At 41.7% G+C, this 12,365-nt stretch carries 7 protein-coding genes and 1 pseudogene; 2 read left to right on the forward strand and 6 right to left on the reverse strand.

The window, feature by feature from the left end; translation table 11 throughout:
* Window positions 1-533: 533 nt before the first annotated feature.
* The 6 genes from RMY63_RS18605 to leuC all read right to left on the reverse strand — a co-directional run bounded on the left by RMY63_RS18605 (window position 534) and on the right by leuC (window position 8,696).
* On the reverse strand, window positions 534-1,043 hold the full coding sequence (locus RMY63_RS18605; RefSeq protein ID WP_322730118.1) for a DUF6174 domain-containing protein: 510 nt from the start codon (window positions 1,041-1,043) through the stop codon (window positions 534-536).
* Window positions 1,044-1,872: 829 nt separating this feature from the next.
* Window positions 1,873-3,417, reverse strand: coding sequence for a calcium-binding protein (locus tag RMY63_RS18610; protein WP_322730119.1), 1,545 nt, complete (start codon window positions 3,415-3,417; stop codon window positions 1,873-1,875).
* A 550-nt stretch (window positions 3,418-3,967) separates the two neighbouring features.
* Window positions 3,968-4,402, reverse strand: coding sequence for a type II toxin-antitoxin system VapC family toxin (locus RMY63_RS18615; protein WP_322730120.1), 435 nt, complete (start codon window positions 4,400-4,402; stop codon window positions 3,968-3,970).
* The gene (locus RMY63_RS18620) at window positions 4,399-6,330 is read right to left on the reverse strand and encodes a DUF4209 domain-containing protein (protein ID WP_322730121.1); all 1,932 of its coding nucleotides are present in this window, start codon (window positions 6,328-6,330) and stop codon (window positions 4,399-4,401) included. Before RMY63_RS18620 ends, RMY63_RS18615 begins: the two co-directional genes overlap by 4 nt.
* 134 nt (window positions 6,331-6,464) lie before the next feature.
* Window positions 6,465-7,073, reverse strand: a complete 609-nt coding sequence (gene leuD / locus RMY63_RS18625) for a 3-isopropylmalate dehydratase small subunit (protein ID WP_322730122.1) — start codon at window positions 7,071-7,073, stop codon at window positions 6,465-6,467.
* A 219-nt stretch (window positions 7,074-7,292) separates the two neighbouring features.
* Complete coding sequence (leuC, locus tag RMY63_RS18630; protein WP_322730123.1) at window positions 7,293-8,696, reverse strand: 3-isopropylmalate dehydratase large subunit; 1,404 nt, start codon at window positions 8,694-8,696, stop codon at window positions 7,293-7,295.
* 306 nt (window positions 8,697-9,002) lie between these two features.
* Here leuC and RMY63_RS18635 point away from each other — a divergent pair, with 306 nt between their 5' ends.
* Window positions 9,003-10,358, forward strand: coding sequence for a P-loop NTPase fold protein (locus tag RMY63_RS18635; protein ID WP_322730124.1), 1,356 nt, complete (start codon window positions 9,003-9,005; stop codon window positions 10,356-10,358).
* Window positions 10,359-10,486: 128 nt separating this feature from the next.
* A pseudogene (locus tag RMY63_RS18640) lies at window positions 10,487-12,365 on the forward strand (ribosome assembly protein 4); the annotation flags it as partial.

Here is a 12,365-nt window from a genome sequence, read left to right on the forward strand (position 1 = left end):
GGCTTTTCGAGTTGTACGGAGTTTTTTCACGCGATCAAATCATAGTCCTATACAGCAATACGGTTCAGTTAAGGAAATTTATCCGTTGAGGCAGGCAGGGGGAGCAGGGGATGCAGGGGAAGCAGGGGGAGAAAAAAAAGCTTATCTGAACCGTATTGTCCTATACAGTAGACTTCTTGCATAAATCAAAAAAAGAACCCCTCCCCGCAGACTCTTAGGGATTAAGGAAGGGGTGCTAGGGGACTTTTGCAAGAAACTCCATGAGTGGCGCTCACAAGGAACAATGAAAATACCTCTTTCCCAGTCCCCAGTCCCTATTTTTAAGGCAGCTCTAGTTCAGAATGAGCAACAAAACCCAGATGTAGAGACGTGATTTATTGCGTCTTGAAATAGCAATTATCTAGACGAATAACTATTCATCCAAGTGTATTGAATTGCTATTAGCTTTTTGGAGTAAATTGAAGTATTAAATCTCGCTTTCGAGTTGCTAATTTACCCCTATTTTCGGTCGAGATTGAGCACAATTAATCCGTTTAGCGTCTAGTTTGAAGTTCCTGAAAATTCTCAATTGTCAAAAATATTTCTTCATCAGCTATTTGACTATTGTAATCGATACTAATTTTAGTTGGATAGCCAAGTTTAGCATTATATTCTACATCCAGGTTGTATGCCTTACGGTTGATAGCATCTTGAATCACATTAAAGAGTTCGGGAATTGTGTCATATTTTTGAAAAAATTCTGGATTAACTGGTTTACCAGTAGCTACAGAAGTGATTGAAATTGTTTGACCATTACGTACTCGAATAACTACTGGGCCTCTAGCATCTGGTATGCAGAAGCAACTGTTGCTAACGGTAATGCGATAGTTATAAATATTTGCCCGTTCCCACAAACGCTTATTAAATCTCAATCGTCTGGAATTCAAGTTATTATTCGTTGGGCTTTGATATTGTACTTTATCCGCGGTAGTTTCGGATATAGCTGGTAGGTTCATACCTAGAGATAGCAATAGTGTTGCACTGATAATGATCGGTAAACGCATATTCATTGATTTCTTAGTTTTACAAACTCTAACTATTATTATACTACAAAAAGTTTCAACTTTTATACGAAAGGCTATTTAAATAAACTTCATCTTTTAATTAATTTTTTTTCGTAGTTCAATAAACCTGTATTTTTAAGAATATCCATCCATCTTCTGCCTCTGCAACCTCATACTTCATGCAAAAGAAAACTGCTGTATAATCCTCCTCGTACTTGAAGTAAGCTGTTGGACATTTAAGTTGCATACAGCAGATTGCAAGTAAGTGAGGTACAAAATCCAGGACTAATTTATTAGATATAAAGAGTTTCTACCTCTTCCCTCCTGCCTCCTGCCTTCTGCCTCCAAACCCGTAACTTTGTACTTCATGCAAATGAAAACTGCTGTATCTTGGGCGGGCGAGACGCCCACCCTACAATAAATGTACAATTTTAGATTATGCAAACTAGATGTGGTTCAGCTTATGAGGAGGATTCAATGATCCCAAATTAGCAATATTGATGATTGCTAATTAAGATTTATAGCAATCCTAAATGAGATTGTGAAAAATATAGATTAGAAAACGAACCACCTTCTCTACGGAACGCTACACGTTCGCGTAGCGTCTCGTTAGAGAAGGACGCAAAGGAAAGAAGAAAGAGAGATATAATTTTCACGAATGATTTAGGACTACTATAGCTGCAAGCTTGCAGACATGCCTTAGCTTCTAGGATTTTGAGAGATGTTTATACCAATTCGCAATTCGCAATTCGCAATTCGCAATTAAGAAACTTAGATGCAGCAAGACTTTCCTGTATTACATCTGTTGCCTGATTTTAGAGAATTGGTATTACGCAACTATCTCAAAGTTTGTAGCTGATAATAATGGTGGGGCTGTGTATTGATTGTTATCGTTATCAATGTTGGCAAACAGACTACCTGTCCCCAAGCCTGGTGATGTCAAGTTTTGGTTGAAGAACAAGTTGCCAGTTCCAAGACTGTAAGTAATGAGTCCATAGCTAGTTGCAGCTGCTGCATCATTAGCTACTATCGTAATTTGGTACGGATTATTAAGTCCGGTAAAAGTTGTCTTATCAAGGACAATTTTATCGCTATAGCTACTGAAGTCAGTAATTTTATCTACACCGAGATCGGCACTATTGTACCCAAAACCTGAGTTGAATACAAAGCGATCGCTACCAGCACCACCAGTCAGGATGTCATTACCTTTACCACCTCGTAATATATCGTTACCAGCATCTCCATAGAGTAAGTCATTGCCAGCACCACCATAGAGAATGTCATTACCTTCACCACCAAAGGCTCTCAAAGGTGTCGCTGTACCACTACCATCGAGGAAGTCATTGCCAGCCCCACCTGTGAACCATACCGCATTTACAGAAGTGCCTGACAGGTTATTGACATCGAGGATGTCATTACCACCCCCACCATTGATTTCAAACCTCTCTGCACTATCTACAGTCAGAGTGAAGGGAACCAAGTTCAGCCGATCAAAGATTGCTCTACCTTGAGCATCTTGTTGCAGGCGGAAGTTATCTCCTACACCCGCGCCGTTGACCTCAACCACGTCATAGCCAGCATTACCACTGATTCTGTCGCTACCATCACCATTGTTCCAGATCAGGCGATCGTTGCCGTATCCACCAGTGAAGGTGTCGTTGCCACGATTTCCAACTATGATATCGTTCCCGTCCCCACCAGATAGATAGTCGATACCATCGCCACCTCGTAACAGGTCGTTACCAGTATCACCATAGAGGTTGTCATTACCAGTACCACCTGTCAAGCTGTCATTACCCTCTCCACCAAAGGCTCTCAATGGTGTCGCTGTACCACTACCATCCAGCACATCATTTCCAGCCCCACCTGTAAACCATACCGCATTTACAGAAGTTGCTGATAGGTTGTTGACATCGAGGATGTCATCACCACCCCCACCATTGATTTCAAACCTTTCTGCACTGTCTACAGTCAGAGTGAAAGGAACCAAGTTCAGCCGATCAAAGATTGCTCTGCCTTGAGCATCTTGTTGCAGGCGGAAGTTGTCTCCCACACCCGCGCCGTTGACCTCAACCACGTCATAGCCAGCATTACCACTGATTCTGTCGCTACCATCACCATTGTTCCAGATCAGGCGATCGTTGCCGTTTCCACCAATGAAGGTGTCGTTTCCACGATTTCCAACTATGGTATCGTTTCCGTCCCCACCAGATAGATAGTCGATACCATCGCCACCTTGTAACAGGTCGTTACCAGCATTTCCATAAAGGCTGTCATTTCCACCCAAACCATTGAAGTTATCAGAAGCGGCATTACTAACACCTACATCTGCTCCATTAGTCGGCCCTGGGCCAGGAATCCAAGTTACTGCCATGATAAATACTCCTAATTCTTAATTTATCTAAGTGAACAATGAGTTCCTAATACTTCATTTTTAAGAAATGTATGGAAGTACTAGTTTCTCTCTACGAACTACAAAACTTATAGTTTTTAGCTGCTAAGTATTAATCAGAGATATGTTCTTCTTTTATGCAGAAGATCGGTTTTTGTAAAATTTATTCACTATGAGTTTTAGAGACAGACCTGACCTTTTCACGTCATTTTAAAAAGAGGGAATAGCTTGTGAATGCCTTTTGCAAGCTAGCTTTCGACTGTTTGAACTATTTTTGTTAAAGTTTAAAATAGTGCTTATAATCTGCGAGGATTAAATACCTATTTGTTAAATTTACCACCTGATAGCTAAGTATATTGCTCAACTAATATGTATTGATTGCACAGTTACTAATCATTTTTATGAAAAGAGCTAAATCTGATTAAAAGCAATACCAAAAAAGAATTTCAAGCGTTAGGACAAAACGTACAATCAGTATCTTACTTAGTGTAATAGACATTACATTCAACACAGGATTTGGTGTCATCTGTTTTTAGGAATACCCATCCATAGTCCAATCTTCAAGACATAAATTAGGAACTTTGCTAAAATCTCTTTGATTACGCGTAACCAAAATTGCCCCCTTAGCCAGAGCGGTCGCAGCAATTCTTAAGTCTTGTGTACCTATCTGGATTTTTTGCTGGCGCAAACTTTGGTAGCAACTGTATGCTGCCTCATCAAACTCCAGCAAATTCATATTACAAAAGTAAATCTGGGTTATTCGCAAATTTCGATGAGCAACTGCTAACAATTCTGGTTTAGTAGCACATTTGCTGATAGAAGCTAGTCTGCCTTTCAACTGTTCTTCTAGTGTGACTGTTGTAATAAATATGTTGGAACTTCCGACAGCTTGAGCGCGTTGTAGAATTTTAGAATTACCATGTTGAGAAAGAGTAACATGATCGGTATCGAGGATATATTGGCTCAAGCTGACTGATTCTCCTCTAAAGAAGCTTCATAAGCAGCAACTTCTGCATCTAATTCACGTCGATTTGCAGCTATATCTTCTACAAAATCATCAAAAAGTGGGTCATCTTTAAAAATACCATCAAACTTAACCCAAGGATTGGACTCTTCAACCTGCTGTTCATATATCAAGATTGGCAAACAGCACAACCGCAATGTAACCCACCAGAAGTAGGACATAAGTGGACTTGAGAATTCATTATCATTAATTAACCCGTGAGCCATGCGGTTTCTTAAATTGCTACCTGCACGCTCAATCAGTAAGCCCTTGAGATCAAATAGTGTGTCCTCATCAAAAATCGCAGTTATCTCTGGACGGTAAAGGAGCTGATTTAAATCATATTCATTCTGAATTCCATGTTCGAGTTTAGAAGATATTGCACCCTGCTGCTGCCAAAGTATGTGGCGAATAGAATTCTCAATTTGAGGAATGAGAATATGAGTAGATGTGAAAAAATCTCCAATTAATCCAGCGTAAAGCCCTTTTGCATACTGGTATTCTCGGTCTGGAGGTACAAAGGGGCTATGTGAAACAATTGGAAGTAAGTCCTCAAGTCGTACACTGTGTTCCAGATTTATATGATATCTAGCTGGTTCAATAGATGTTTGAGCATGAAAAGTTTGATAATATACTGCGTTTGTGTACATCTCAAACTGAATCGCTTTCTCAGCTTCTTCAGAGTTACTAGATAATACTGAGCTAGATTGTCGGGCTACAACCTTACCCATATTATTGATCATAACTACTGGGAAATGATGAGACGTAACATACTGATGAGTTATATTTTGCACTTCCTGTCGAAGATGTGAAACTAACGGTGAAGTCCCCAAAAAAGCCAATGAAAAAAGTGCATCCTGAAATTCTTTTCCTGTAATATGAGCTTTAGCTTGCTCTATCACCTCCGGATTAACATTAACCTGACGAGAAACAGCAATTAACTCTTTTCGAGATTCTTCTCCATACTTGATGAGAAGTTTATGAACCTCGGCTTCTCTTTCTTTTACTGTTGCAGTTTCTTCCTTTGTACCTCGAACAGTTCTGAAAGCCTCAACAGCTTTATGCATACAAAGTGATGCCACTAGGTAGCTTGGAGGTGTTCTTTTTAAAGCATCCTCAGCTTCTTTAACGTAGGTTTCGGCAGCAAGCATCTGTGCTGTACGTTCTTTCTCTCCATTCTTTGCAAAAAGATGCCATTTTGCTTTAATTTCCCAGTAGTTTCTAGCTTTGCGCCAATCATGCACTGATTCTGCCAAAGTAGCAGCTTTTTCAGCAAGAGCAGCATATTTTGTGGGGTCGCCAATTCGGTATTCTTGCAAAAGCTCCATTAGCTTCGCTGACAACCAACGTGGATCTTCTCCCTTATAGCGATCAAGGACTGCCTCTATGTGTGCGACAACTACTTCAGCTTGATAATTAATTTTGCGTGCTAGCCGAAATGCCCGTTCAATCCTCTCGAAACACCAACTCCACTTTTCAGGATCTTCTAATTCTATGGCCGATTGTAAGTAGGCTGTAACTGCTAACTGTGCCATCCGATAATTGCGCTTTTTGACCCAGAGAATGTCCGCAATTCGTGCTTGAAGTTCTGGATCTGATAGTTCAGGAGCAATTTCAGTAAGAAAATTTAAATGTTCATCAGTAAGATTTTGAAAAACTTTAGCAAAAAACTCCTCTGTAGATTCTGGCTTGATTGCAGCACCAGTCAGTAACGCCAGAATTTCTAAGACAGTCTGTTGTCGGACATTTCCTGCCTCTTTTGCTTCCTGTGCCTTGTTCCAGAAAACTCTGTTGTAAGTAAGACACTCTTTTCTTTCGCTGCTATTAACCACTTCTAGCCAGCGAGAGTTAATGAAATCTTCTTTAGTGAGAGGAGGGTTTATTAATGGCATAGTCTAGAATTACTTAGCTATATGTCTACTATGCCAAATCTGAAATAGATCAGGCTATTGTTAGTTCTAGCTCAATAATTTAGGTAAAATCTATAAATTAACATTCCCCGGCAGAGCCAGGGAACGAGGAAATATTAACTCGCGGCTAAATTGCCCCAACCGACGTAGGGTAATTTAGTGGCAGTTGCTCGAACTTGGTCAGCGTTAGCTACTAACTGACCGCAAGCATCCCAAGTTCCAGAAATAAATGTGCTTCTTGTACCTTCACCGATCGCAACTGAAACAATATAATCATCAATTTGCACTTGCAAGGTTTCCAGATTTACTGTGACGGCGGCTTGGGGATTGGCAGCGACTAAATCTTGTAGTTGTTTAACACTAACAGCATCGGCTGTCAGACAAGGTATGCCCATTGCCACACAGTTACCAAAAAAGATTTCGGCGAAGCTTTCACCGATTAAAGCTTGGATTCCCCATTTTGCGATCGCTTGGGGTGCATGTTCCCGTGATGAACCACAGCCAAAATTACGATTGACTAATAAAATATTCGCACCTTGGTATTGGGCTTGGTCAAAGGGATGTTCACCTTTAAGTGCTGTCCGGTCATCGATAAACACACCTTCGCCTAACCCATCAAAGGTAACGGCTTTCAAATATCGCGCGGGAATGATGCGATCGGTATCTATATCATTGCCCACTAAGGGTATACCACGCCCTGAAACTGTTTTAACTTCACTCACCATAGATTTTATCTATTATTTCAATGACAAAGGGACTGGGGACTGGGGATGGTGGGGCCCCCTCTGGGGATAAGGGGTAATGGGGATTGGGGACTGGGGAGGCTTAGAACTTAAAGCTTCAGGCTCAAAGGTGCAACTTTCAGGTTCAAAGGCTCAAGCTTCAGGCTCAAAGGTGCAAGCTTCAGGCTCAAATTCCCAGTCCCCAATCCCCAATCCCCAAAATTACAACAACTCACGCACATCAGAGACTTCGCCTTTAATCGCAGCAGTGACGACCATCGCCGGACTCATTAACAATGTCCGACCAGAAGAGGAACCCTGTCTTCCTTTAAAGTTGCGGTTGGAGGAAGAAGCGCTGATTTGTCTTCCTTGTAACTTATCGGGGTTCATGGCTAGGCACATCGAACATCCCGGTTCGCGCCACTCAAATCCGGCTTCCTGAAAGATTTTATCCAATCCTTCAGCTTCCGCCTCTTCCTTCACCCTTTCCGAACCAGGGACAACGAAGGCTTTGATTCCCTCTGCAACGTGGCGACCTTTGGCGATTTTTGCAGCTTCTCGCAAATCACTAATTCTGCCGTTGGTGCAACTACCAATAAAGCAGACATCTATTTTAGTGCCTTTGATCGGTTGACCAGGATATAAATCCATGTAGCGGTAAGCTTCTTCGGCAATAAATCGGTCTTCTTCCAGCAGTTCTTCCGGTTGAGGCACTGATTGGTTGACACCGATACCTTGACCGGGAGTAATCCCCCAAGTGACGGTAGGAGGAATTTCGGCAGCGTCGAATAGCACTATATCATCGTACTGGGCATCAGCATCGCTCTTGATGGATTCCCACCAAGCCACTGCTTGCTCCCAATCTACATCTTTGGGAGCAAAATCTCTGCCTTTGAGGTAATCGTAGGTGACTTGATCGGGATTGACGTAGCCGCAACGCGCACCGCCTTCGATCGCCATATTGCAGACAGTCATCCTCTCTTCCATGTTCATTTGCTCGAATGTCGGACCTGCAAATTCGTAAGCATAGCCCACGCCACCTTTCACACCAAGGGTGCGGATGATATGCAAAATGACATCTTTGGCGTAAACGCCTGGGTTGAGAGTGCCGTAAACTGCGATTTTGCGGACTTTCAGTTTGGAGAGAGCGAGAGTTTGGGAAGCGAGAATATCCCGGACTTGGCTAGTACCGATACCAAATGCGATCGCACCAAATGCTCCATGACTGGAAGTGTGGCTATCTCCACAAGCGATCGTCATTCCTGGCTGGGTCAGCCCAAGTTCGGGAGCGATGACGTGAACTATACCCTGACTACCAGAGCCAATATTGTAAAAAGTTATGTTATTTTCTTGACAGTTATTTTCGAGCGCCTGAATCATTTCCTCTGCCAAGCTATCGGCAAAGGGACGCGCCTGGTTTTCTGTCGGCACAATATGATCGACTGTAGCGACGGTACGCTGTGGAAAGAGTACTTTTAGACCTCTTTCGCGTAACATAGCAAAGGCTTGGGGACTAGTGACTTCATGAATTAGGTGAAGCCCGATAAATAGTTGCGTCAGGCCTGAGGGAAGTGTACCAACGGTGTGTAAGTCCCAAACTTTATCAAACAGGGTACCTTTGCTCATACGTCAATCAATATTTAAGGAGTCCGGTCTTCAATAGTATCAAAAAATAGTCTGGGTTTTTGGAGATCGCTTAATATTACTTACAGCTTTGGGGAAAATCGTGGCGAATTGAGGGGTCAAGTTTAAACGCAGAGGCACGCAGAGGTAAGCGCAGAGGCACGCGGAGAATTCATGATGTAATTTGATCGCCTTTGAGGTAGCAAAAGCGAAAATTCTCCGAAATATTGAGATGCAAAAATGTAAATAACTTTATCCTTTTCCACAGCGATATGTTAAGACAATACCAGATTATTGCACTACCAGGTTATGTCCATAGATTTACGGGAATTTTATCAAGCTAGCGATCCCAGCAGAACTCTGTTTGTCAGCAATAGCTCTGATGGTAAGTATTATATAGATTTTTCCTCAGTACGAGGTGGTGATATTCTTGGCAAGCTGAAGCAGAAAATTACTTTTTTTAAGCCGAATGAACCCACTTGCACTTTATTTACTGGGCATATTGGTTGTGGGAAATCGACAGAACTATTACGGTTACAGGCAGAATTGGAAAAGTTAGGTTTTCATGTCGTCTATTTTGAGTCCAGTGATGACTTGGAAATGACTGATGTCGATATTGCTGATGTACTGCTAGCGATCGCTCGTCGTGTGAGTCAAAGTCTGGATAAAATTACTCTAGAGTCGCCCAACAAGTTTAATGAGTTGCTGCAAGGTGCTTGGAAGGTCTTAAACTCTGAGGTGACGGCGGGAAAAGTTAAGCTTCCGATGGTTGGGGATGTCGGTTTATCCACAGATAAAGAAAAATTTTCTCTGTCTGTGGGCATTGGGGAAATCACTGCGAAGATGAAAAATGACCCAACGCTGCGCGAAAAACTCAATCAGTATTTAGCACCGCAAAAAACTAAGCTGCTGGAAGCGATTAATCAAGAATTATTGGAACCTGCGATCGCAAAACTCAAACAGCAGGGTAAAAATGGTCTGGTGGTAATTGTCGATAATCTTGACCGCATAGATAATCGTGCCAAACCTTGGGGTCGTCCGCAGCAGGAATATTTATTTGTCGATCAAGGTGAGTTTTTGACAAGGCTTAATTGTCATCTACTTTACACCATGCCCTTGGCTTTGAAGTTTTCCAATGATTATGGAATGCTGACTCAGCGTTTCCCAGAAGATCCCAAGGTGTTACCAATGGTACCTGTACAAAAGACTGATGGCAGTGTTCATGTAGAGGGAATGGCACTCATGCAGCAGATGGTACTAGCAAGAGCTTTTCCTGACATGACACCAGAGGAGCGTTTAAGTAAAGTTACCGAGATTTTTGATAATGCTGCGAGCCTAGAGCGGTTATGTCAAATGAGCGGTGGTCATGTGCGCGACGTGCTGAGGCTGCTGAATACCTGGATTATGGAAGAGATGAGTCTTCCCCTAACTCGTGAAACCTTAGAGCAAGTGATTCGTTCTCGGCGGAATGAAATCATGTTACCGATTTCTGAGGATGAGTGGCAATTGTTACGTCATGTCAAGGAAAGGAAAAAGGTGAGTGATGACCACGGATATCAAAAACTGATTCGCAGTCGGTTTGTCTTTGAATATCGGGATGGTGGCGAGTCTTGGTTTGATGTTAATCCAGTTTTGGCTGAAGCAAGAGAGTTGAACGTTTCTTAACGGTAGGGTGTGTTACGGGTTCCGTAAAGCACCATTCGCGGTTTCGGGTGCTATGCTTCGCGGTACACACCCGACATCTGCTATTCACCCTAGCTCTTTTAATCCAAAATCCAAAATTCCAAATTGGTATGACAGATTTACAGCAACCTGAAAATGAAAAGGGACTGCAACAATTAGCTTGGGCGATTGAGTCCTCTGTGGGACAGTTTAAGCTGATTTTGGCCCGGTGTAATTATGCTAGTTTGCGCGATCGCTTAATCTCCAGATTGCAGGAAATTTGTCAAGTCGAAATTCGTGTCTTGGCGGTGCAGCAATCGAACAGGACTCTTTATACTGCGATTCAGGAAGAATTCGGCGAAGAAATACCAGCCTGTGTGATGGTTGTGGGTTTGGAATCAGTGCAGAATTTGTCTGTGATGTTAACTTCTGCAAATCAGGTGCGGGAAGAGTTTCGCAAGAATTTTGCTTTTCCCTTAGTGTTGTGGATTGACGATGAAATCTACAAGCAACTAATACAGCTGGCGCCAGATTTGGAAAGTTGGGCAACTACGAGAAATTTTGATATATCAACACAAGAATTAGTAGATTTTATTATCCAAACAGCTAATCAATGGTTTAGTAATAACTTAAAATTTAGTGTCAATGTATATCTGAAGCTGGAAAAGGAGTTAGAAGCAGCACAAAGAGATTTAATTAAAAAGCCAGATATTTATAATTTAGATATTCAAGCTAACTTAGAATCTTTATTAGGTTTAATTAAACAGATAAATAATCAAAAAGATTCGGCTCTACAGCATTATCACAAAGCTTATCAGCTCTGGCAGCAAAATCATAATTTAGAAAAACAGGCAAAAGTCATTGAGGAAATTAGCTTTTGTTATTATCTCAAAGCTTTGAAGCATCAAGATATCAATTGTCAAGATTGGCAGACAACTTGGCATTATCTTCAAGAGTATATAAATTTTATTAACCAGTTTCCAAGTCCAGACTTAATTACTAATGCAGTAGTTAAGTTCGGTAATATCTTACGAGACTTGAAAAAGTGGGAAATATTGCAGAGTCTTTCAAAACAAGCTTTAGTAATCCATCAAAATAACAAACAGCCAAGGGAATTAGCCAAAGATTACGGTTTTTTAGCTGAGGTAGCTTTGGCTCAAAATAACTGGGTGAAAGCAAATCAGTTAGTTAAGCAAGCATTAGAAGTTTTTACTGCGATTCCCAATTTGGAATCAGCTAATATATCAGGGATTTTATCTGATATTCCCGAAAGGGTTTTAAAATCAAAAGACTTGAGCTTATATCAATTTATTTTAGGTCGTTCTCAATACCACTTAGGTCAAATTCAACAGGCAACTCTCAGTTTAGAAACTGCTAGGGATGTGGGTAATCCCCTAGAAGATATCAGGCTTTACTTGGATATTCTCAGGTTTTTGCAGCAGCTTTATTTTGAGCGGAAAGAATATCTCAAAGCATACAAAACTAAACAGCAACAGCGTTCCATTGAACAGCAATTTGGTTTGCGGGCTTTTATTGGTGCGGGTAGGTTAGAAGCTACAAAGCAGCCATTTGTAGAGACATTGCGCTCAAACTCTCCCCAAGGAAATATTGCCCCAGAAATTGCTGCATCTGGTCGCTTGTTGGATATAGAACGTTTAATTGAACGCATGGGTCGTCCTGATTATAAGTTGATAGTCATTCATGGGCAATCGGGTGTAGGCAAAAGTTCCCTGGTGAATGCGGGATTAGTGCCAGCTTTAAAGAATAAAGCGATCGGTGTTCAAGATTATATGCCGGTGGTAATGCGGGTTTATACTAACTGGGCGGAAGAGTTGGGGAGGGTTTTGGGAGGAAGTGGGGAATGGGGAATGGGGAATGGGGAGTGGGGAGAGTTAAAACCTCAACTTTCAGCTTCGGAAGGTCAACGTTCAGCTTCGGAAGGTCAACGTTCAGCTTCAGAAGGTCAACGTTCAGCTTCAGAAGGTCAACTTTCACCCTCAGAAGGTCAAC

Source organism: Nostoc sp. ChiQUE01b (assembly GCF_034531255.1).
Classification (GTDB): domain Bacteria; phylum Cyanobacteriota; class Cyanobacteriia; order Cyanobacteriales; family Nostocaceae; genus Nostoc.